Source organism: Delftia sp. PE138 (assembly GCF_018320755.1).
Classification (GTDB): Bacteria; Pseudomonadota; Gammaproteobacteria; order Burkholderiales; family Burkholderiaceae_C; genus Comamonas; species Comamonas tsuruhatensis.
Genome location: NZ_JABEPN010000001.1, coordinates 1,558,818 through 1,579,702, shown reverse-complemented (window position 1 = coordinate 1,579,702; position 20,885 = coordinate 1,558,818). Strand labels below are relative to the sequence as shown.

The window sequence follows — 20,885 nt, the reverse complement described above, 5'->3', positions numbered from 1 at the left end:
ATGCCCGACGACGAACTGCTGCAGCGCCTGCGGCGCTTCCACGAGCACGCCTTCCCGCAGTACCGCGCGCAGTTCCGCACCCTGGTCGAAGAGGGCCAGCATCCGACCACGCTGTTCATCGGCTGCTCGGACTCGCGCCTGGTTCCCTACCTGCTCACGGGGGCGCCGCCGGGCGAGCTGTTCCTGGTGCGCAACGTGGGCGCCTTCGTGCCGCCGTACGACGGATCGCACGGCCACCACGGCACGGCGGCGGCCATCGAATTTGCCGTGCTCAACCTGCAGGTCAGCCGCATCGTGGTCTGCGGCCACAGCCACTGCGGGGCCATCAAGGCCCTGTATGGAGAAGTCTCGCCCGAGGCACGCAACCTGCAGCGCTGGCTGGACCTGGGCCGCGAGGCCGTGCTGCCCGTGCAGGCTGGCCCCGAGGCGCTGCGCCGCACCGAGCAGCGCGCCGTCGTGCTGCAGCTCGAACGGTTGATGGACTATCCCATGGTGCGATCGCGGGTAGAGGCCAGGCAGCTCAGCCTGCACGGATGGCACTATGTCATCGAAGATGGCGAAGTCCATGTCTTCGATGTCCAGACCGGCCGCTTTGTTGCGGCATCTCAAGCTCCGCACAGCGGCACCGGGCCGTACCCGCCCTACGTGGAGCATGATGGACAAGTGCTTGTCGACTGAGGCCCGAGCAAGTGCCAGGGACGGCGGCAGGCAAGTCAACACGGGAGCCATGCCAATGCATCGCGAAAACCTGGGCCGCGCGCAGGACGCGGCGGATCTGCAGCCCATCAGCCTCGATGTGCTGCGCGAGAAATACCTCAAGGACGGCGAGACCGGCGTGGGCGAGCTCTACGCCCGCGTGGCCCGCGCCCTGGCCTCGGTCGAGCCCGAGGCGCGCCGCGCCGAATGCGAGGCCCTGTTCCTGGCCAACCTGCAGGCCGGCGCCATAGGCGCGGGGCGCATCATGAGCGCGGCCGGCACCGACTTGCAGGCCACGCTGATCAACTGCTTCGTGCAGCCCGTGGGCGACTGCATCCAGGGCGTGGACGACGGCGGCTACCCCGGCATCTACGAAGCCCTGCGCGAAGCCGCCGAAACCATGCGCCGTGGCGGCGGCGTGGGCTACGACTTCTCGCGCATCCGCCCCCGCGGCGCCGAGGTGCGCGCCACCGCCTCGCTGGCCTCGGGCCCGTGCAGCTACATCAACGTCTTCGACCAGTCCTGCGCCACCGTGGAAAGCGCGGGCGCGCGGCGCGGCGCCCAGATGGGCGTGCTGCGCATCGACCACCCCGACGTGCTCGAATTCATCACCGCCAAGCGCACGCCGGGCCGCTGGAACAACTTCAACGTCTCGGTCGGCGTCAGCGACGCCTTCATGCAGGCCGTGGCCGAAGACCAGCCCTGGCACCTGGTGCACAGAGCCCGCCCCGGCACCGCCTTGCTGGAGCAGGGTGCCCACCAGCGCGCCGACGGCCAGTGGGTCTACCAGACCCTGCCCGCACGCACGCTGTGGGACACCATCATGCGCTCGGCCTACGACTTCGCCGAGCCCGGCATCCTCTTCCTGGACCACATCAACGACGACAACAACCTGCGCTACTGCGAGGAGATCGCGGCGACGAATCCTTGCGTCACGGCAGATACCTGGGTACTCACCGAGTCGGGACCAGCCCAGGTTGCAGACCTCGTCGGAAAGACATTTGGCGCCGTGGTCGACGGCCAGGTTTATGCCACCGAAAGCGCGGGCTTCTTTGCCACCGGCCGCAAGCCGGTGCTGCGGCTGACCACACGCGAGGGCCAGGTGCTGCGCCTGACCGCAGACCATCTGGTGCGGCGTGTCGCTCGCCGTACGCGCTATGCGTTGCAGGCTGAATGGACTCCGGCCGCCCAACTGCAGGCAGGCGATGAGGTACTGCTGCACAACCACCGTGCGTTTCAAGGCTGGGATGGGCAGGGCACCGAGGCCGAAGGCTACCTGTTGGGCCTGCTGATAGGCGATGGAACCCTCAAGGCCGACAAGGCCGTGATCAGCGTATGGGCGCCCGAGCTGCGCCAGGTTGCAGGCAACGCCGGCAGTGCGGTGGCCTATGCCGCCACGGGCGCGGCAGGCATCATGCAGGCCGCTGAGGCTGCAGCAGCCAGCTTGCGCCACCGCGCGGATTTCCGTGGATTCCAGCGGCCAGTGGCGGGACGTGGCGAGTCGCGCATGGCCAGTGCCGCATTGCGCGATCTGGCGCTTGGCATGGGGATGGAGCCAGGGCGCAAGTGCATCACCAAGTCCATGGAAGCGGCCTCTTCTGCATTTTCCGCAGGGCTGCTGCGCGGCCTGTTTGATGCCGATGGATCGGTCCAGGGCACACAGGACAAGGGCGTGAGCCTGCGCCTGTCCCAGAGCGATTCTGAGTTGCTGCGTACCGTGCAGCGCATGCTGCTGCGCCAGGGCATGGCGTCGACGATTTATGAGAACCGTCGGCCAGCCCAACTGCGCGCCATGCCCGACGGCAAAGGCGGCCAGCGCGACTATGCAACCCAGGCACAGCATGAACTGGTCATCAGCGGCGACAACCTTGGCATCTTTGCCGACCGCATAGGCCTTGCGGATACCGACAAGGCCGAACGGCTGGAGCAGGCCCTGGCCCAGTACCGGCGCACCCCGAACCGTGAGCGCTTCACTGCCACCGTCCAGGCGTTGGAGAGCGACGGCGAGGAAATGGTCTATGACGTCACGGTGGCAGACTGCCACGCCTTCGACGCCAATGGCCTGTATGTGCACAACTGCGGCGAACAGCCGCTTCCCTCCTACGGATGCTGCGACCTCGGCCCCGTCATCCTCACGCGCTTCGTGCGCCATCCGTTCGGCTTCGCGGGCGAGCCTGTGTTCGACTTCGAGGCCTTCGAGCGCGCCGTGGGCGTGCAGGTGCGTGCGCTGGACAACGTGCTGGAGCTGACCTGGTGGCCGCTGCCGCAGCAGCGCGAGGAAAGCGAGGCCAAGCGGCGCATCGGCGTGGGCTTCACCGGCATGGGCAATGCGCTGGCCATGCTGCGCCTGCGCTACGACGCGCCCGAGGGCCGGGCCATGGCCGCGCGCATTGCCGAGCGCATGCGCGATGCGGCCTATGGCGCCTCGGTGGAACTGGCGCGCGAGAAGGGGGCCTTCCCCAAGTTCGACGCCGATGGCTACCTGGCCGAAGGCACCTTCGCCAGCCGCCTGCCCGATGCGCTGCGCCAGCGCATACGCACGCACGGCATACGCAACAGCCACCTGCTGTCCATCGCGCCCACGGGCACGGTCAGCCTGGCCTTTGCCGACAACGCCTCCAACGGCATAGAGCCGCCGTTCTCCTGGACCTACAAGCGCAAGAAACGCACGGCCGATGGCGGCAGCGCCGAGTACGCGGTCGAGGACCATGCTTGGCGCCTGTACCGCTCGCTGGGCGGCGACGTGCAGCAGCTGCCCGAGTACTTCGTCAGCGCGCTGCAGATGCCTGCGGCCTGCCACATCGCCATGATGCAGGCCGTGCAGCCCTTCGTGGACACGGCGATCTCCAAGACCGTCAACGTGGCCGCCGACTATCCCTACGAGGACTTCAAGGACCTGTACCGCCAGGCCTGGAAGGCCGGCCTCAAGGGCCTGGCCACCTACCGGCCCAACACCATCCTGGGCGCCGTGCTCGAGACCCATGCGCCCGAATCTGCTGAAAAGCCGGCCTCCCCCGCGCCGGCGGGAGCGGCGGCTTCCGCACCCGACCCGCTGCGCACCGTGATAGAAAGCCGCCCGCAGGGCGCGCTGGACGCCGTGGCCGAGAAGATCGAGTACTGGACCCAGCAAGGCCCCAAGCGCCTGTACCTGGTCGTCTCCTTCCTGCCCGTGGTGGTGCCCGATGGCCGCACGGTGGACCGCGCCATCGAATTCTTCATGCCCGTGGGCCAGAGCGGCGAATCCCAGCAGTGGGTGACCTCCAGCATGCGCCTGCTGTCACTGGCCGCGCGCGGCGGCTTCCTGGAGCGCGCCCTCAGCGACATGCGCAAGGTGGCCTGGGACCGGGGTCCCGTGCGCCTGGGCACCCACCAGCGCGAAGACGGCGCGCGCGTGCCCATGTGGCACGACTCCGAGGTGGCCGCCATCGCCTATGCGGTGCAGAACATCCTGGCCCGGCGCGGCAGCGGCGCACCGCCCGCCCCATCGCCGCTGCCCGAGCCCGAGGCCCTGGCCACCGACCCCATGGTCATGGCCGGCCGCAAATGCGAGGAATGCGGCGCCCATGCCGTGATCCGCAAGGACGGCTGCGAGTACTGCACGGCCTGCGGCAACCTGGGGAGCTGCGGGTGAAAGTTACCGTGGCCCCGTGCACCATAATCTGCAGTCCTTTGTGGAATGGCTTGCACAGGTCGCCGTGGCGGTGATGTCGCATTCGCGGGAGAGGTTGTTGAGATGGCACAGATCGAAGGTTTCAGGGTCCGCAATTACAAGGCGCTGCGTGACATCACGCTGGGCAAGCTTTCGACCGATCAAAAAGGTGATCCGCTGACCCCTTTCACGGTGGTCATCGGCAAGAACGGGGTGGGCAAAAGCACGCTGTTCGATGCCTTTGGCTTTGTGGCTGACTGCCTGAACACGGATGTGGAGACCGCCTGTGACGACAAGCTGCGCGGTGGCTTCGAGCGCATGCGCGCTCTTGGCGTCAATGAAGCGATTCAGTTCGACATCTACTACCGCGAGGGGCCGGGCGAGCGCCCCATCACCTACGAGCTGGCCATCAACATGGATGCGAGCGGCCGGCCGTTTGTGGAATCCGAAGTCCTGAAACAGCGCCGCAAAGGCCAGAAGCACGGCAGGCCTTATCCGTTTCTGCGCTTGAATCACGGGATTGGCAAGGTCTGGGCCGGGGAAGAGGCAGTCGAGGCAGAGAGCGACGAAGAAGACCGTGCCCAGGAAGACGTTGAGCTGACAGATCTGCGCCAACTTGGCATTGCCACGCTGGGAACCCTGAAAGAGCACCCGCGCATCAAGCGCTTTCGGGACTTCCTCAAGGGCTGGTACCTGTCCTATTTCCACCCCGATGCCGCGCGGACCATCCAGCCGGCGGGAGTGCAGCGCCACCTCAATGTGCATGGCGACAACATCGGTAACGTGGTCCAGTACATGGAGCGCGAGCACAAGGCGCGCTTCCAGGTCATCCTGGACCGCATCGCCACCAAGATCCCCGGGGTGACGAGCATCGACACCAAGGTCACGGACGACAAGCGCGTGCTGCTGAGATTCAACGACGGTGCGTTTGCCGATCCGTTCTATGCGTCCCAGATGTCCGATGGCACCTTGAAAATCTTCGCCTACCTGCTGTTGATGGAAGACCCCGAGCCGCCACCGTTCATCTGCATAGAAGAACCGGAGAACGGCCTGTATCACCGCTTGCTGGAAGCCTTGGCCAACGAACTGCGCAGCCACGCCACCGGCAAGAAAGGGGCTCCGCAGGTCTTTGTCACCACGCACCAGCCTTACTTTGTGGATGCGCTCTCGCCCAAGGAGGTCTGGATTCTGGAGAAGGGTGAGGACGGCTTCTCTGCCATCCGCCGCGCCTCCGACATTGAACTGGTTCGCAACCTCGTGGAAGAGGGCCTGCCTCTGGGGGGGCTCTGGTACAGCGACTACCTGGACGCGAGGTGAGCATGCATATCGAGGTGCTGGTGGAGGATGGTTCAGGCGCACGGCTGGTCGAAACGTTGCTGCCGCAGATCATTGGCGAACAAGGCCAGCCGCACACCTGGCGAATCCACGATTTCAAGGGGATCGGCCGCATCCCCAAAGGACTCGGCAAGAAAGGCGATCCCGTCAAGATGACCTTGCTTGACAGGCTGCCGGGGATTCTGCGAGCGCATGGCAAGACGCACGGCATTGATGCCGTCGTGGTGGTTCTTGACAGCGACACACGCGACTGCAGGCAATTTCTTGGCGAACTGGACGCGATACTCCAGCAATGTGACCCCGCGCCCCGAACCCTGTTTCGCCTCGCCATCGAGGAGATGGAGGCTTGGTACCTCGGCGATCGCCAGGCGCTGATTGCCGCCTACCCCAAAGCAAAAAAGGATGTGCTGGCCCGCTACCGGCAAGACAGCGTTTGCGGCACCTGGGAACTGCTGGCCGACGCAATCCATCCGGGCGGCCACGCCGCCATCAAACATGCCGGCTGGCCGTTGCCGGGGCAGATCAAGCATGAGTGGGCCAGGAACATAGGCCCGCACCTGGATGTGGAGCGCAATGAATCGCCAAGCTTTGGCAAATTCCGCGATGGCTTGCGGCGGCTGACTGCCGGGCAGGGATGAAGCGCAGGCGTTGCGCTACCCTGTCTTTGTCGAGAGTCTTGCTGGACAAAAAATGAACCACGATCCTGCACAGCGAACCTCCACGCTTCCAGGCTGGAGCGCACCGGCCGTGGGCTTCGACCAGCCCTTCGAGATGCTCGAAGCCTGCCACGAGCGCGTGCTGCGCATGCTGGCGCTGCTGGACCGGCTGTGCGTGCATCTCCGGACCAAAGGTTGCGACGACAGCGCACGCCAGGCGGCGCGCGACATCCTGCGCTACTTCGACCAGGCGGCGCCGCTGCACCATGAGGACGAGGAGCTGCATGTCTTCCCGCCGCTGCTGGAGCAGGGCGATGCGCAGACCGTGGCCCTGGTGCAGCGCCTGCAGCACGAGCACGGCCTGATGAGCGCCGACTGGGCGCTGGCGCGCCAGCCACTGCTGGACATGGCCGAGGGGCGGTCCCAGGGCTTTGGCGCGGCTGACGAGGCGGTGTTCGAACGCTTCGCGGCCTGCTATGCCAGCCATGTCGAGAATGAAGAGCGGCTGGCCTACCCGCCGGCGCGCGGCCTGCTGCCAGAGGCAGCGCAGGCGGACATGGGCCGCGAGATGGCGGTGCGGCGGGGCGCGGACCTGTCACGGAGATAGCGCCGCCGGCAGCGCGCGGGAGCCGGCGCGGCGATACTCGCAGGCTTTGGACCTGACCCCGCCTCGCCTGTCATGCCCGAGCGCCGCCCCATTTTCCTGCTTCGCATCGCACTGACCCTGCTGGGCGCCCTTGCCGCCGCCCAGCTGTGCCTGTGGCTGCGCACGCCGCTGCCCTGGATGCTGGGGCCGCTGATCGCCACCTCGCTGGCCTCCATCCTGGGCGCGCCCACGGCCAGTTCGGGCCGGCTGCGCAACGGCGGGCAGTGGATCATCGGCGCCTCGCTGGGCCTGTACTTCACGCCGGCCGTGGTGCAGTTGATCGCGGGGCTGTGGTGGGCGATTGCCGTGGCCATCGTCTGGGCGCTGCTGCTGGGCTGGGGCTTCGGCGCCTGGCTGTACCGCGTGCATGCGCCGCGCATGCCGCAGATACCGGCGGGCGAGATGCGCGCCACCACCTATTTCGCTGGCGCCATTGGCGCGGCGTCGGAGATGACGCTGCTGGCCGAGCGCGAGAACGCGCGCACCGACCTGGTGGCGGCCAGCCACAGCCTGCGCCTGGTCATCGTCACCGTGAGCATTCCGTTCGCGCTGCAGTGGAGCGGCCTGCACGGGCTGGAGGGGCTGACGCCGCCCAGCATCCGCATCGTCGAATGGCCGGGGCTGGCGCTGCTGGCCGTGCTCACGGGCCTGGGCGCCTGGGCCATGGACCGGCTAAGGCGCGCCAACCCCTGGTTCCTGGGAGCGCTGCTGGTGTCCATGCTGCTGACCATGTGCGGCCAGGAACTGTCGGCCGTGCCCCAGGCCCTGGTCAATGCGGCGCAGCTGGTGATCGGCATCAGCCTGGGCGTGCGCTTCAAGCGCGAATTCCTGCACACCGCGCCGCGCTGGCTGGGCTCCGTGGCCGTGGGCACCGTGGGGCTCATGGCGATCTGCGCGAGCTTCGCCTGGCTGCTGCACCTGGCCGTGGACCTGCCCTGGGTCACGCTGCTGCTGGGTACTTCGCCGGGCGGCATCACCGAGATGGCCATCACCGCCAAGGTGCTGCAGCTGGGCGTGCCCGTGGTCACGGCCTTCCAGGTCTGCCGGCTGATCGCCGTGCTGCTGCTGGTGGCGCCGCTGTTCCGCTGGGTGGAGGCGCGCGGGCCGGCCGCGTCGCGCACGGCCTAGGGCCCACCTCACCACAGCCCACTGTCGCTGGTCGATACCGCAATCGCCCCACCGGCCAACGCCTGCTGGACCTGCTCCTGGCTGCAGACGAAGCCCGAGGCCACGAGCGGCGGCAGGATGCGGCGCTCGGCCTCGGTGATGTGGGCCAGCATGGGGGCGGGCATGATCTGCACGAGGTTGGGGTCGCTCTGCTCCACGGCCTTGATGCTGCGCGGCCAGGTGGAGCGGTCGGTGACGAAGACCTTTTGCATGGTCAGCAGCCCGGCCTTGTTGGCGCGCTGGATGGTGGCCACGCGCGTGGACAGCAGGCTGCTGGCGCCCAGGTCCACAAGGTAGTCCACGCCGCCCTTGTCGGGCGAGATGCCGTCGCAGCTGTCGATATTGACGATGGCGATCTTGCCCGCCCCGGTGATGGTGGAGATCACCGAGCGCAGGCGGCGCAGTTCGATGTTGGCGACGATGGCGACCTCGGCCTGGCTGGCCAGCAGCGCGTCCATCTGCTCGGCCCCGTACAAGGTGGCGATGACGGGGCGGCGCGCCAGCCGCGCGCCCAGGGAGTTGTCCGGGCGGCCCATGTCAGAGGTCCAGGCCCAGCTTGCCGGGGTTGAGCAGGTTCTTGGGGTCCAGCATGCGCTTGGTGGCCTCCAGCAGGGCAAAGGCCGGGCCCAGCGATTGCCGCATGTAGGGTGCGCGCAGCAGGCCCACGCCGTGGTGGTGGCTGAGCGTGGCGCCGTGGCGCAGCAGCACGGCGTTGGCCGCGTCCCAGGCCGCGCGGTACCACTGGGCACGCTGGTCCACGGCCACCTCGCCGCGCAGCGAAAAGTACAGGCAGGCGCCATCCACATAGGCATGCGACTGGTGGGCCGAGCCGGCCAGGGTGCCGGGGATGGCCTGCAGGGCGGCGACCACTTCCTCGTAGATGGCCGGCAGGTCTTTCCAGGGGCCGCACATCTCCAGCGTGTCGGCGACGAAGCCCGGGCCTTTCTTGAAGCCCTCGGCGCTCTTGCCAGTCAGGTAGCGCGTGTCCAGCCAGCGCTCCAGGGTGGCGGCACCGTCCAGCCGTTCTCCCAAGGGTGCGCACACACGTTCGCAGATGGCCATGACGGCATCGACGATCTCGGGTGCGCCTTCGTCTGCGATCAGCAGCACGTTGAGGTCGCTGCGGCCGAATTGCACGCCGCTTTCCAGCGCGTCATACAGCCGCAGCGCGGCGGGGTTGGCGCCTTGCTGCAGGATCTGTCGGCAGGCCTCCAGGCCCTGGGCAAAGCTGGCAAAGCCATAGGCGATGGCGCGGCCGTGGTCGGGCAGGCGGTGCAGCTTGAAGCGGATGCGCACGATCACGCCCAGCGTGCCTTCCGAGCCGATGAACAGCTGCTGCAGGTCCGGCCCGATGGCCGCGCGCGCGTAGCCGCCCACGGTGACGAGGCGGCCATCGGCCAGCACCACGTCCATGCCGTGGACCATGTCCTCGATCTTTCCGTAGCGCGTGGACAGCTGGCCCGCGCCCCGGCAGGCCACCCAGCCGCCCACGGTGCTGATGCCGAAGGACGAGGGCCAGTGGCCCATGGTCATGCCGTGGCGGCGCTGGATGGTTTCCTCGAACACGTCGCCGAACATGCCGGCCTCGACCTCGACGATCTGGCTTTGCTCGTCCATGGCGATGAAGCGATTGAGTTCGCACAGGTCCAGCACGATGCCGCCGCGCAGGGGCAGGGCCGCGCCCGTGACGTTGCTGCGCCCGGCCGAGACGGTGACGGGAATGGCGTGTTCATCGGCAATGCGCATCACGGCCTGCACCTGCTCCACGGTGGATGCATGGGCGATGACGGCCTGCGGCGTGGCCGGGTGGCCCGAGGTCTCGGCCACCATGGTGCGCGCCCACCAGTCGCGCGTGCCGGCGACGATGTCGGCGCGCTCGGTCTGCACGCGGTCGCAGGCGGCGCGCAGCGCGGCGAGCGCGGCCTCGGGCACGGCCACGGGCTCGTGCTGCAGGCCGCAGGCAGGACCTTCGGAGGCAGGGCGGTCGGCTGCGGGTGCGGTCTGCGCCGCCCAGCCCGGGGTCGTGGGGGCGCCCACCACGTAGTTGCGGCGGTTGTAGCCGCGGGCGATTGCGTCTTTGCTCAGCATTGGATGTCTCCCATCAAAATCTGTTTCTCGCGCTCCATGGCGCGGCGGTAGTCGTGGATCTGCTGCGCTATCTGCGCAGGTGCCAGCCCCAGTTCCTGGGCCAGGATGTCGCCCACGCGCGCTGCGGCGCGGGCCGACGCATCGCGCGCCATGAGCCGGGCGCGCATGCGGCGCGAGAGCACGTCTTCCACCGTGCGCGCCATTTCGTGGCGCGCGGCGTAGAGGACTTCGGCCTCGGTGTGGGGCAGTCCCTCGACGATGGGCCGGGCCAGCGCGGGATGCGCGTCGAGGATGTCGCTGACGAAGCGCGCCTCCGTGCCGTAGCGCTCGCCCAGGTGGGCCGACAGTCCGCCCGTGGCCGTGATGGCCTGGGCGTCGTAGCCGGCCGCGCCCAGCAGGAAGGCCGAGGCGGTGGTGCAGCGCGTGCGCCGGCCCAGCAGCTTTTCCACGGCGTCCACGGTCTGCTCGGCCATGTGGCGCGAGGTGGTGAGCTTGCCGCCGACGATGGTGACCAGGCCGTCGGCTGCCACATGGATCTCGTGGTTGCGCTTCATCTCCACGGTCTTGCCGCCGGGCGGGCCGACCAGGGGGCGGCAGCCGGCGATGGAGCCGACCACGTCCTCGGGCGACAGGTCCACCTTGAGCGCCGATCGGGCGCCTTCGAGCAGGAAGTCCAGCTCGGCGCGCGTGCAGTGCACGTCGTCCAGGCTGCCCGCATAGTCCTCGTCGGTGGTGCCCAGGTAGGAAACATCGCCCCAGCGCGTGATGGTGGCGCGCCGGCTGCGGCCCGGCACGGGGATGGTGACGGTGCAGTCGTTGCGTATGCGCAGCCAGGGAATGGCCACGTGCACGCCCTTGGCGGGGCGCACGTGCAGCTGCGCCTGCTGGTCGGGCCTGCGGCCATCCCAGTCGCGCAGCCAGACGCCCGTGGCCATGACCACGCTGCGCGCGCGCACCGTGATCTCGCGGCCATCGGCCTGGACGATGGCGCCGTCCACGCCGCCGTGGGCGTTGCGCGTGATGGCGGTGGCCCGGGCATGGTTGAGCACGGCCGCGCCATGGAAGGCCGCCGTGCGCGCCACGGCCAGCGTGAGCCGCGCATCGTCCACGCGCGCATCGAAGTACATGTAGCCGCCCAGGAGCTGCTCTTCGCGGAAGGTCGGGCAGTGCGACAGCACCTCGGCCTTGCCGAGCTTGCGGTGCAGGATGCCTTCGCGCCAGCCGCCGGCCAGGTCGTAGGTCCACAGCAGGCTGCCGAAGGCCTTGGCCAGGCGGGCGTCGAAGACGCCGTCGCGCTCCATCACGGGAAACAGGAAGGGCAGGCGCTGCACCAGGTGCCGCGCATTGCGGCGCAGGCGCTGGCGCTCCAGCAGCGAGTGCCGCACCAGTCCCAGGTTGCCCTGCTCGATGTAGCGCAGGCCGCCGTGCACCATCTTGGAGGACTTGGACGAGGTGCCCGAGGCGAAGTCGTCCTTCTCCACCAGCGCCACGCGCAGGCCGCGCAGGCTGGCGTCCAGCGCCGCATAGGCGCCGGTGATGCCGCCGCCGATGACCAGCAGGTCGAAGGCCTCGTCGCCCAGCCGAGCCAGCTGGTCCGCGCGCTGCAGCTGCAGCGGCGCGGTCTGGGTCAGCATGGCGCTGTCCCTGCGCTCCTTACCAAAGGGCCATTGCATCATGCGCAGCCCTCCAGGGCGGCGCTGCGCCCGGGGGCCCGGGCGCGGGCCAGTTCGTCGCCCACGCGGGCGCGCCAGATGCGGCGGCGCTCGCCGCGCTCGTCGGCGGCCATGCGTGGGGTGAAGACCGCTTCGGTGCGCAGCGTGGCGCAGGCCTGCTCCAGCCCGTCCCACAGCAGGCCTGCGCTGCCGGCCATGAAGGCGATGCCGCGCAGGCTGGCCTTGTCGGTATCGGCCAGGCGGCGCACGGGCAGGCCGCCCAGGTCGGCCTGGATCTGCAGCAGCGCATCGCTGCCCGACAGGCCGCCGCCCACCAGCAGCTCGCCCACCTCGGTGCCTGCGGCCGCCTCGTCCGCCTGCACGCAGGAGGCCACGGAATGCGCAATGCCTTCGAGGATGGAGCGCGCCAGCTGCGGCCGCGAGGTGGCCATGGACACGCCCGAGATCGAGGCCCGCGCGCCCGGCTCCATGGCCGGCAGGCGCAGGCCGGTGAGCGCGGGGATGAAGACCAGGTCGGTCGGCGTTTTGGCCTCGCGGGCCAGGGTGCTGATCTGCTGCGGGTTGTCGAACCACTGCAGCTTCTCGCAGATCCAGTTGAGCGCCGATCCCGTGGTGGGCACATAGGTCTCGATGGCATAGCGCGAGACACCGTCCATGCGCCGCGCCGTCATGGTCAGCGAGCTTTCATGGGCCGCGTCATGCGCGGGCAGCTTTGTTCCCGTGAGCACATCGACGAAGCTGCCCGTGCCATGCACGCACAGCGCCTGGCCCCGCTCCAGGCAGCCCAGGCCCACGGCGGCCGCATGCTGGTCGCCCGCGCAGGCCAGGATGGGCACGGCCAGGCCCAGCAGCTCGGTGCGCGTGCGGCCGAAGTCCTGCACGTCCTCGCACAGGCGGGGCAGCAGTTCGGCGGGAAACTCCAGCGCGTCCAGCCAGTCCTGCAGGTAGCGGTGATCGCCCAGCGCATAGGCGTTGCCCGAGGTCACATTGGTGGGCGTGGTGACCACGGCGCGCGCATCCGACAGATGCCACAGCAGCCAGGAGTCGATGGTGCCGAAGGCCAGGCGGCGCTGCTGCCAGGCACGGGCCACGGCCGTATCCTCACGCAGCTTGCGCGCGGCCCACAGGTAGGGCGAACGCACGCCCACGGGCCGGCCCGCGTGGCGGATCAGCCGCGCATCCCAGTCGCCGGCCAGCAGGGCCAGTTCGTCGCGGTGGCGCGAGTCCTGCCAGACCATGATGGGCGCCAGCGACCGGCCTGTGACCGTATCCCAGAGCACGGCCGAGCAGCGCTGGTTGGCTATGGCCAGGGCCACGATCTGCTGGCCGCAGCCCTGGGCGCGGGCGATGGCGCGGCGGCACACGTCCAGCGTGCGCTCCAGCAGCAGGTCGGCGTCCTGCTCGACCACGCCGGGGCGCGGGCAGTGGATTTCCAGCGGCAGATAGTCCTGGGCGGACACCTGCCCGTCGCGCCCCACGACGGCGGCGCGCGTGCCCGAGGTGCCTTCGTCGATGCAAAGGATCACGGCTTCATGGTGCATGGGGTGGTCTCTTTCAGGCGGTGGTTTGAGCGATCTTGGCGGGCGGGGCGGCGGCGTCCGCGAACTGGGGCGCGCCGGGCTCGTCGTCGGGGTTCACCGTGGTGCGCGTGGGGTCCCAGCGGATGGAAAAGCAGACGATGCTGGCCAGCAGCGGCACCACGGACAGGATGAGGAAGGTGTTCTCCAGCCCGTACTGCTGGCGGAACAGCGGGAACACCAGCAGCCCCAGCGCCGCGCCCATGGCGCCCAGCGCGCCGATCACGCCGTTGGCGCCCGCGCGCAGCTCGCTGCGGAACGACAGCGTGGACAGGCTCTTGCCGTTGGCGCCGGGCCCGCCCGAATGAAAGAGGATGAACAGCGAGGGCACGGCCACGGCCAGCCAGATCGGCATGCGGCCGTTGAACAGGCCCAGCACCAGCAGCATCAGGAACACCAGCGCAAAGCCGAAGGCCGAGGCCCGCCGCAGGCCCAGCCTGCGCCCGATGACGGGCGACAGGAAGCCGCCGACGATGCCGAACACGTTGAACACCAGCGCGCCCAGCGTGGCCTCGCGGAAGTCCTTGCCGAACAGCGAGGCGCTGATCAGCGGCAGGTACCAGCCCACGGCAAAGTACTGGATGGACTGGCCTATCTGCACCGTGGCCGCCAGCAGCGTGCGCGGCAGGTAGATGCCGCGAAAGATCAGCAGCACATTGGCCAGCCCGCGCCGCGCCGGGTTGAGCACGGGAAGGCGTTCGGCGGGCGGCGCGGCCTCGAAGCGCTGGCCGTGTGCGCCGTAGATGCGCGTCATGGCGCGGGCGGCGTCATCCAGCCGCTCCTTGCGTGCCAGCCAGGTCGGGCTTTCCACCAGCAGCGCGGCCTGCATGCCCAGGATGAACAGGCCGAACACCGCCGTGGCGGCCACCGAATAGCGCCACAGCGAATCGCCCACATCCCAGGAATGGAACCACAGCGCCAGCACCAGGTTGCTGCACACGGCCATGTACCACATGCCCTGCCAGACATTGAGCCGGCTCTTGAGGCGGGCGGGCGTGAATTCAGCCAGCACCGCCATGGCGATGGCGAAGTCGATGCCATAGGCCGCGCCCACGAAGAAGCGTCCGAAGAGGATGGTGGCGTAGTCGGGCGCCATGCTGACCAGCAGCGCGCCGGCCACGGCCAGCACCTTGGCGATGACCAGCGGGCGCATGCGGCCCCAGCGGTCGGCCATCCAGCCGCCGATGGGATTGAAGGCGATGGACACCCAGGAGGCCAGCGACGTCATCCAGGCCACTTCGGCCGGCGTCAGCTGCTGGTCGCGCGTCATGGGGCCCAGGCCCACGCTGAGTGCGGAGTTGGAGAATGCGTCGAGGAAAAGTCCGCCGAGGGCCAGCCACCAGATGGTGCCGGCGCGGCCTGAAATGCCCTGGCGTGCGTCGATGTAGGCGATGACATCCTGAACGCCGCGAACCCTGTGGATGCTGGTCTGCATGCTGGCCTCCTGTGTTTCTGCAAGAGGCCGGCAAACCGTACAGGCGCGACAAGACCATCTCACAGATGGTCTTCAAATCTTGAACCTGTGCGGCGATTCTAGGCAGCAGGCGCAGCCTGCGGATCGGTGAAAGCACCAGGGTGCGCGCAATGGCCGCGCCCAAAGAAAAGGCCCGCCGCAGAGAACCTGCGGCGGGCCTGGCGCGAAGTCCCTTCACGGGACCGTGCGCTGTGTGCTGTCAGTGGACCACGACAGGCTGCTGGGCCAGGCCGGCGTAGCGCTCCAGGGCGTCCTCGACCTCTTCCTCGGTGGGGGCGTCCTGCTGCCAGGCGATGATCTGCTTCTGGAACATCTCGGCCCAGGATCCATCCAGGTAGACCTCCTTGCCCGAGCGCTTGTCCACGATTTCGAAGCCGTGGCGTGGCAGCTGCCGGGCGGCATCGACCGCAGCTTCGCCGGCCGCTGCATCCGGATCCATGTCGGGACGCAGATGGAGCACCACAAAAGATTCGGAGTCGTAAAGCATTTGCATGGTGTTCCCTTTCTGGCCCGTTGCCGGGCGTCGCACAGCCTACATGGCTGCGAAGCGCCGGATTTCAAGGACCGTGGGGGTCCCGATCTATCGCAGGCACTTGCATGCAGTATTCCACGGATTGGCATGCGCTGCGGCGTGTGCCGCAGGCCGCGCTGTGGTAGGCGGGCGGTGGCGGTGGCTGCAAGTGCAGGACTACCGGGAAATCACCGGTGTCCCACCGGTGTCCCGTGTGTCAAGGCGCCTGGCGGCTCTTGAGCTGCAGATCGGCGAAGTCGCCGTTGTCCTGCGCCAGCCGGATGCGCACGGGCAGGTATTGCATGGACGGCGCCAGCCACAGCGAGGCCTGCTGGTCATCGCCGGCCGCCGCGATCTTGTCCAGCCGCAGCGCCTGCGTGCTGCCCGAGGGCAGGTCCAGCGTCTCGGTCTCGCCCACGCGGAAGGTCCAGCGGTCGGCGCGCCGCGCGCTGACGGTGATGAAGCTGATCTGCGTGCCCGCCGGGTAGCGCTGCGGCGCCGCCGCCAGCAGGGCCGACAGCTGCAGGAACACGCTGAGCCGGTCCTGGGCGCCGGGCGCGATGGGCGCGTCGGGCGCGCCCGTGCTGAAGCGCGCCAGGTTCTGGTCGAACGCCAGCTGCGCCGATTGCTCCTTGCGCGCCTTGTCATTGAAGCGGCTGGGCTCCAGGCCCCTGTCGGTGATGCGGCCCTCGCTGGTCTGCGAGCGCGAGCCCAGCAGGAACAGGCTGACTTCCTGGCTGGCCTGGTACTGGCCGTTGGCATGGCGCCAGACCAGCTCGGCATTGGCCGAATAGTTGAAGCGCTTTGCCTGGCCGGTGACGGCGAACGACAGCCGCGCGGGATCGGGCAGTTGCACGGGAACGGGGGCGTCGGAGGCCAGCGGCGTGCCGTCGGGCGAGGTGATGGCCATGCCCTGGGCCGGTCCGGCCGAGGGCGTGGGCGGTGTTTCGGGTTCGGGCTTGGGAGCGGGCGGCGCCGGCGGTGTGGCCGGAGTTGGCTCGCTGCCGGCACCCGTATCGGCAGCAGCACGGGCGGTTTCCGAGGCGTCCGATGCAGCAGGCTCCTGCGCTGCGGCCATCGGCAAGGGCTCCACGGTTTCGCGGATGGGCGTGTCCAGCGGCTCGGCCACGGGTGCGGTGGGCGCGGCGGGTGTCGGGCGCTGGACCTTGGGGCGAGGGCGGGGTTGCGGCTTGGGTACGGGCGCAGGTGTCTCGGGCGCGGCGGCAGGCGGGGGAGCGGGTGGCTCGGGCAGGGACAGCGCCCGTGTCTGCATGGCCGCCACCTCGGTGTGCGGCGCTGACACCTGGCTCCACAGCGGCAGGCCCAGCAGGGCCAGGGCGTGCACGCCCAGCACCACGGCGGTGAGGGCGGGCAGGGCGCGCTGGCGCAGGTGCATTTCAGGCATTCCAGCCCAGGTCCTGGGACAGCTGCACGCAGGCCTCGCGCAGGGGCGCATCGATGGCGCCGCCGTATTCGGGGTCGAAAGTGGCAATCGAGCCCAGCGTGGTCAGGCCCAGCACGATATGGCCCGAGGAGTCGAAGACCGGCGTGCAAAACGCCACGATGCCGGGCAGCACGGTATCGACCACGCGGGCGGTGCCGCGCTCGCGCACCTCGGCCAGCATGGCGTCTATGGCCTCGGGGGTGAGCGGCAGGTCCTTGCGCTGGATGCGGCGGGCCTTGTCCACCTCGGGCTCCAGCAGCGGGGCCGTGACCTCGCGCGGCAGCCAGGCCGCGAAGCAGCGCCCGGTGGCCGAGGCCAGCATGGGCATGACGTCGCCCAGGCGCAGGTTGGCGGTGACCGACTGCGCGCTTTCCTCCCAGTGCACGATGGTCGGCCCGTGGTTGCCCCAGACGGCGATGGCCGCCGTGTGTTGGATGCGCTCCATGAGCGCGGGCATGCGTTCGCGCGCCAGCCGCACGGGGTCCAGACGCGCCAGCGAGGCCAGGCCCAGCTTGAGCGAGGCCGGGCCCAGGTCGTAGCGGGAGGTGCGCGCGTCCTGGGTGACCAGTCCGATGCGCTGGAAGCTCACGAGGTAGCGGTGCGCCTTGGCGGCGCTCATGCCGGCGTCGGACGCCAGGTCCTTGAGCATCTGCGGGCCCCGGGCGCGCGTCAGCGCCTCCAGCAATGTAAAACCGACCTCGACCGATTGAATCCCTGCGCGTTCCTTGTCCATTGCAATAGAATTTGGTTTTGTTTAGTTAAATCAATTTAACTTATCGTAATTCGTGGCTGCGTCGCCATGGGTATCCAGGCCGCTGCCCGGATGCCGTGGCGCGCGGCGGCGGCACGGGGGAGCAGCATGAAACTTGCCACATACAAGGACGGATCGCGGGACGGGCAACTGGTCGTGGTGTCACGCGACCTGAGCCAGGCCCATTATGCGACCGGCATAGCGAGCCGCATGCAGCAGGTGCTCGACGACTGGAGCTACATGGCGCCCCAGCTGCAGGACCTTTACCACCTGCTCAACAGCGGCAAGGCGGTCCATGCCTTTGCCTTCGATCCGCGCCAGTGCATGGCGCCGCTGCCGCGCGCCTACCAGTGGGCCGACGGCTCGGCCTACATCAACCATGTGGAGCTGGTGCGCCAGGCGCGCGGCGCCGAGGTGCCCGCCAATTTCTACACCGACCCGCTGATGTACCAGGGCGGCAGCGACGATTTCCTGGGCCCCTGCGACGACGTGGTGGTGCCCAGCGAGTCCATGGGCATCGACTTCGAGGCCGAGATCGCCGTCATCACCGCCGACGTGCCCATGGGCGCCACGCCCGAGCGTGCGCTGGGCGGCGTGCGCCTGGTCATGCTGGCCAACGACGTGAGCCTGCGCAACCTGATCCCCAATGAGCTGTCCAAGGGCTTCGGCTTCTTCCAGTCCAAGCCTGCCACCTCCTTCAGCCCCGTGGCCGTGACGCTGGACGAGCTGGGCGACGCCTGGAAGGGCGGCCGCCTGCACCTGACGCTGCAGTCCACCTGGAACGGCCGCAAGGTCGGCATGTGCGATGCGGGCGAGGACATGAGCTTTCATTTCGGCCAGCTCATCGCCCATATCTGCAAGACGCGCAATGTGCGCGCCGGCTCCATCGTGGGCAGCGGCACCGTGAGCAACAAGGGTGTGGAAAGCGGCAAGGGCAAGAACCGGCGCATGGAGTGGCCCAAGGGCTACAGCTGCATCGCAGAGAAGCGCTGCATAGAGACCATCCAGGACGGCGCGCCCAAGACCGAGTTCATGCGCTTTGGCGACACCATCCGCATCGAGATGAAGGGCAAGGACGGCCAGAGCATCTTCGGCGCCATCGACCAGAACATCGTCGAGCCTGCCGAATGAGCCGCGTCTGCGCACCCTGGTGGCGCCTGGCGGGCAGGTCGCTGCGCACCGGCCTGGCCGCGCTGGCGCTGTCGCCGCTGGCGGGGGCATTCGCGGCGCCCCCGGCCGCGGACCCCGTCACCTGCCCGCCCGAGGCGCGCATGCCCGGCACGGACGAGATCCGCGCCATGCAGCGCAAGGCGCAGGACCGTGGACTGCTGTGGCGCATCGAGCACCGGGGCCGCACCAGCTGGCTCTACGGGACCATGCACGCGGCCAAGCTCGACTGGAGCGTGCCCGGCCCCACGGTGGCGGACGCGCTGCGCGCCTCCGACAGCCTGGCGCTGGAGCTGAACATCCTCGATCCCGATGTCATGAAGGTCTTGTTCGCCGGCATGCAGGCGCGGCCCGATGCGCCGCCGCTGCGCGGCGATCTCCAGCGCCGGCTTGAGGAGCAAAGGCGCCTGGCCTGCGCCGGCCCCGAGCTGGCCCTGCTGCGCCCCGACGCCCAGGTGATCTCCCTGTTGTCGCTGGCCGGCCGCAGCGAGGGGCTGGACGCGTCCTATGGCATCGATTTCTCGCTGGCCGGCGTGGCGCTGGCCCTGGGCAAGCCCGTGCTGTCGCTGGAGACACCCGAGCTGCAACTGCGCGAGCTGGTCTCGGACGACCCCGCGCGCGTGGCCGAGACGGTGGAGTCCGGCCTGCGCCAGCTCGAAAGCGGCACCGCGTCCCAGAAACTGGGGCTGATCGCAGGCGTCTGGGCCGATGGCCGCATCCACCTGCTGGAAAGCCTGCCCGACTGGTGCGACTGCATGGCCAATGCCGCCGAGCGTGCCGACTACGACCGCATGGTCTATGGCCGCAACCCCGGCCTGGCGCGCGAAGTGGCGCGGCAGATCCGTTCCGGCCGCAGCGTGTTCGCCGCCGTGGGCGCCCTGCACATGGTGGGCACGCGCGGCCTGCCGGCGCTGCTGGCGGCCCAGGGCTTCAAGGTGCAGCGCGTGGAGTTCCCCGCAGCCAGCCCGCCCTGAAACATACGGCCGCCGCCTCCATGAACAAAAGCAACAGGGCGCGGCCAGGACCCATCCACACCCATCCCACAGGAGACAACAATGGACCGTAGACAATTCCTGGCCGCCGTGGCGGCCTCATCCGCCGGCATGGCCGCGCCTTTTGCACAGGCGCAGGACTGGCCCGCCAGCAACATCCGCTGGGTCGTGCCCTATCCGCCCGGCGGCGGCACCGACGTGCTGGCGCGCACCGTGGCCGAGGCCATGCGCCAGACGCTGAACCAGACCATCGTGGTGGACAACCGCCCCGGCGCCTCCACCAACATCGGCGCCCAGATCGTGGCCACGGCCAAGCCCGACGGCTACACCATCATGTCGGCCGACAACGCCGTGCTGGCCTACAACGAGCACCTGTTCAGCAAGCTGTCCTTCAATCCTGAAAAGGACTTCACCTACATCGGCGGCATCAGCCGCTTCCCGATGGCGCTGGTGGTGAACCCGAACTTCGAGGCCAAGACCTTCAAGGAATTCCTGGCCTACGTGAAGGCGCATCCGGGCCAGGTCAACTACGCCTCTCCCGGCAACGGCTCGCCCCACCACCTGGCCATGGAGATGTTCAAGAACCGCACGGGCACCTTCCTGACGCACATCCCCTACCGTGGCGCGGCGCCCGCGCTGGCCGACGTGATGGGCGGCCAGGTGCCCTGCATGTTCCTGGACCTGGCCTCGGGCCTGCCCGTGATCCAGTCGGGCAAGGTGCGCGCCCTGGCCATCGGCACGGGCAAGCGCGTGCCCAGCCTGCCCGAGCTGCCCACGCTGGCCGAGGTCGGCGTGCCCGATACCGAGGTCTATGCCTTCCAGGGCATCCTGGGCCCGGCCAAGATGCCCCCGGCCGTGGTGCAGCGCCTGAACGCCGAGCTCAACAAGGCCCTGGCCAACCCCGCCGTGGTCAAGCGCATGCAGGACTTCGGCATGGAGGCGCTGCCCGGCACGCCCGAGCAGTTCCTGGCCATGTCGCGCGCGGAATCCAAGCGCTGGGGGGCGATCATCAAGAGCGCGGGCGTCAAATTGGACTGACCCCCTGAGCGGCTGCGCCGC

At 69.0% G+C, this 20,885-nt stretch carries 17 protein-coding genes; 9 read left to right on the top strand and 8 right to left on the bottom strand.

Annotated elements, in window-relative coordinates:
• From HFGMBDPB_RS07110 to HFGMBDPB_RS07085, 6 genes are all read left to right on the top strand, one after another.
• Positions 1-678, top strand: a complete 678-nt coding sequence (locus HFGMBDPB_RS07110) for a carbonic anhydrase (RefSeq protein WP_212645122.1) — start codon at positions 1-3, stop codon at positions 676-678.
• Positions 679-733: 55 nt separating this feature from the next.
• Positions 734-4,327, top strand: a complete 3,594-nt coding sequence (locus tag HFGMBDPB_RS07105; RefSeq protein WP_212645121.1) for a ribonucleotide reductase barrel domain-containing protein — start codon at positions 734-736, stop codon at positions 4,325-4,327.
• A 102-nt stretch (positions 4,328-4,429) separates the two neighbouring features.
• Positions 4,430-5,662 carry an AAA family ATPase gene (locus HFGMBDPB_RS07100; RefSeq protein WP_017407750.1) on the top strand — a complete coding sequence of 411 codons (1,233 nt, stop codon included), beginning with the start codon at positions 4,430-4,432 and terminating at the stop codon, positions 5,660-5,662.
• Between the two features lie 2 nt (positions 5,663-5,664).
• Positions 5,665-6,318 (top strand): DUF4276 family protein, encoded by a 654-nt coding sequence (locus tag HFGMBDPB_RS07095; RefSeq protein ID WP_026062994.1) that lies wholly within the window; start codon positions 5,665-5,667, stop codon positions 6,316-6,318.
• Between the two features lie 52 nt (positions 6,319-6,370).
• Positions 6,371-6,943, top strand: a complete 573-nt coding sequence (locus tag HFGMBDPB_RS07090; protein WP_212645120.1) for a hemerythrin domain-containing protein — start codon at positions 6,371-6,373, stop codon at positions 6,941-6,943.
• A 72-nt stretch (positions 6,944-7,015) separates the two neighbouring features.
• Positions 7,016-8,110, top strand: a complete 1,095-nt coding sequence (locus HFGMBDPB_RS07085; protein WP_212645119.1) for an AbrB family transcriptional regulator — start codon at positions 7,016-7,018, stop codon at positions 8,108-8,110.
• 8 nt (positions 8,111-8,118) lie between these two features.
• On the opposite strand, the gene HFGMBDPB_RS07080 is transcribed toward HFGMBDPB_RS07085, so the two are convergent.
• The 8 genes from HFGMBDPB_RS07080 to HFGMBDPB_RS07045 form a co-directional block, all read right to left on the bottom strand.
• Positions 8,119-8,685 carry a glycerol-3-phosphate responsive antiterminator gene (locus HFGMBDPB_RS07080; protein ID WP_012203049.1) on the bottom strand — a complete coding sequence of 189 codons (567 nt, stop codon included), beginning with the start codon at positions 8,683-8,685 and terminating at the stop codon, positions 8,119-8,121.
• Between the two features lies 1 nt (position 8,686).
• Positions 8,687-10,237: an FAD-binding oxidoreductase gene (locus HFGMBDPB_RS07075; RefSeq protein ID WP_212645118.1), complete on the bottom strand. Its 1,551-nt coding sequence runs from the start codon at positions 10,235-10,237 to the stop codon at positions 8,687-8,689.
• Positions 10,231-11,913 carry a glycerol-3-phosphate dehydrogenase/oxidase gene (locus HFGMBDPB_RS07070; RefSeq protein ID WP_126311238.1) on the bottom strand — a complete coding sequence of 561 codons (1,683 nt, stop codon included), beginning with the start codon at positions 11,911-11,913 and terminating at the stop codon, positions 10,231-10,233. Before HFGMBDPB_RS07070 ends, HFGMBDPB_RS07075 begins: the two co-directional genes overlap by 7 nt.
• Positions 11,910-13,451, bottom strand: a complete 1,542-nt coding sequence (locus HFGMBDPB_RS07065; RefSeq protein WP_212645117.1) for an FGGY family carbohydrate kinase — start codon at positions 13,449-13,451, stop codon at positions 11,910-11,912. The genes HFGMBDPB_RS07070 and HFGMBDPB_RS07065 overlap by 4 nt, the downstream gene beginning before the upstream one ends.
• Positions 13,452-13,464: 13 nt before the next feature.
• Positions 13,465-14,922, bottom strand: a complete 1,458-nt coding sequence (locus HFGMBDPB_RS07060) for an MFS transporter (protein WP_047326278.1) — start codon at positions 14,920-14,922, stop codon at positions 13,465-13,467.
• 238 nt (positions 14,923-15,160) lie between these two features.
• Entirely contained in the window at positions 15,161-15,454 is a 294-nt protein-coding gene (locus HFGMBDPB_RS07055) for a BTH_I0359 family protein (protein WP_034363542.1), read from the bottom strand.
• A gap of 235 nt (positions 15,455-15,689) precedes the next feature.
• On the bottom strand, positions 15,690-16,877 hold the full coding sequence (locus HFGMBDPB_RS07050) for a DUF3108 domain-containing protein (protein WP_074920700.1): 1,188 nt from the start codon (positions 16,875-16,877) through the stop codon (positions 15,690-15,692).
• Entirely contained in the window at positions 16,870-17,649 is a 780-nt protein-coding gene (locus tag HFGMBDPB_RS07045; protein WP_133073431.1) for an IclR family transcriptional regulator, read from the bottom strand. Before HFGMBDPB_RS07045 ends, HFGMBDPB_RS07050 begins: the two co-directional genes overlap by 8 nt.
• 126 nt (positions 17,650-17,775) lie before the next feature.
• Here HFGMBDPB_RS07045 and HFGMBDPB_RS07040 point away from each other — a divergent pair, with 126 nt between their 5' ends.
• The 3 genes from HFGMBDPB_RS07040 to HFGMBDPB_RS07030 all read left to right on the top strand — a co-directional run bounded on the left by HFGMBDPB_RS07040 (position 17,776) and on the right by HFGMBDPB_RS07030 (position 20,864).
• Positions 17,776-18,798 carry a fumarylacetoacetate hydrolase family protein gene (locus HFGMBDPB_RS07040; protein WP_026062874.1) on the top strand — a complete coding sequence of 341 codons (1,023 nt, stop codon included), beginning with the start codon at positions 17,776-17,778 and terminating at the stop codon, positions 18,796-18,798.
• Positions 18,795-19,808: a TraB/GumN family protein gene (locus HFGMBDPB_RS07035; protein ID WP_212645116.1), complete on the top strand. Its 1,014-nt coding sequence runs from the start codon at positions 18,795-18,797 to the stop codon at positions 19,806-19,808. Before HFGMBDPB_RS07040 ends, HFGMBDPB_RS07035 begins: the two co-directional genes overlap by 4 nt.
• Before the next feature lie 81 nt (positions 19,809-19,889).
• Entirely contained in the window at positions 19,890-20,864 is a 975-nt protein-coding gene (locus HFGMBDPB_RS07030) for a Bug family tripartite tricarboxylate transporter substrate binding protein (protein ID WP_016446620.1), read from the top strand.
• The last annotated feature ends 21 nt before the right edge of the window (positions 20,865-20,885 follow it).

What these genes read in the sequence shown, in the direction of transcription:
- HFGMBDPB_RS07035 (WP_212645116.1), top strand. Translation starts at nt 18,795, where the DNA reads ATGAGCCGCGTCTGCGCACCCTGGTGGCGCCTGGCGGGCAGGTCGCTG.
- HFGMBDPB_RS07050 (WP_074920700.1), bottom strand. Translation starts at nt 16,877, where the DNA reads ATGCCTGAAATGCACCTGCGCCAGCGCGCCCTGCCCGCCCTCACCGCC.
- HFGMBDPB_RS07075 (WP_212645118.1), bottom strand. Translation starts at nt 10,237, where the DNA reads ATGCTGAGCAAAGACGCAATCGCCCGCGGCTACAACCGCCGCAACTAC.
- HFGMBDPB_RS07105 (WP_212645121.1), top strand. Translation starts at nt 734, where the DNA reads ATGCATCGCGAAAACCTGGGCCGCGCGCAGGACGCGGCGGATCTGCAG.
- HFGMBDPB_RS07040 (WP_026062874.1), top strand. Translation starts at nt 17,776, where the DNA reads ATGAAACTTGCCACATACAAGGACGGATCGCGGGACGGGCAACTGGTC.
- HFGMBDPB_RS07095 (WP_026062994.1), top strand. Translation starts at nt 5,665, where the DNA reads ATGCATATCGAGGTGCTGGTGGAGGATGGTTCAGGCGCACGGCTGGTC.
- HFGMBDPB_RS07090 (WP_212645120.1), top strand. Translation starts at nt 6,371, where the DNA reads ATGAACCACGATCCTGCACAGCGAACCTCCACGCTTCCAGGCTGGAGC.
- HFGMBDPB_RS07085 (WP_212645119.1), top strand. Translation starts at nt 7,016, where the DNA reads ATGCCCGAGCGCCGCCCCATTTTCCTGCTTCGCATCGCACTGACCCTG.
- HFGMBDPB_RS07045 (WP_133073431.1), bottom strand. Translation starts at nt 17,649, where the DNA reads ATGGACAAGGAACGCGCAGGGATTCAATCGGTCGAGGTCGGTTTTACA.
- HFGMBDPB_RS07065 (WP_212645117.1), bottom strand. Translation starts at nt 13,451, where the DNA reads ATGCACCATGAAGCCGTGATCCTTTGCATCGACGAAGGCACCTCGGGC.
- HFGMBDPB_RS07070 (WP_126311238.1), bottom strand. Translation starts at nt 11,913, where the DNA reads ATGATGCAATGGCCCTTTGGTAAGGAGCGCAGGGACAGCGCCATGCTG.
- HFGMBDPB_RS07110 (WP_212645122.1), top strand. Translation starts at nt 1, where the DNA reads ATGCCCGACGACGAACTGCTGCAGCGCCTGCGGCGCTTCCACGAGCAC.
- HFGMBDPB_RS07030 (WP_016446620.1), top strand. Translation starts at nt 19,890, where the DNA reads ATGGACCGTAGACAATTCCTGGCCGCCGTGGCGGCCTCATCCGCCGGC.
- HFGMBDPB_RS07060 (WP_047326278.1), bottom strand. Translation starts at nt 14,922, where the DNA reads ATGCAGACCAGCATCCACAGGGTTCGCGGCGTTCAGGATGTCATCGCC.
- HFGMBDPB_RS07100 (WP_017407750.1), top strand. Translation starts at nt 4,430, where the DNA reads ATGGCACAGATCGAAGGTTTCAGGGTCCGCAATTACAAGGCGCTGCGT.
- HFGMBDPB_RS07080 (WP_012203049.1), bottom strand. Translation starts at nt 8,685, where the DNA reads ATGGGCCGCCCGGACAACTCCCTGGGCGCGCGGCTGGCGCGCCGCCCC.
- HFGMBDPB_RS07055 (WP_034363542.1), bottom strand. Translation starts at nt 15,454, where the DNA reads ATGCAAATGCTTTACGACTCCGAATCTTTTGTGGTGCTCCATCTGCGT.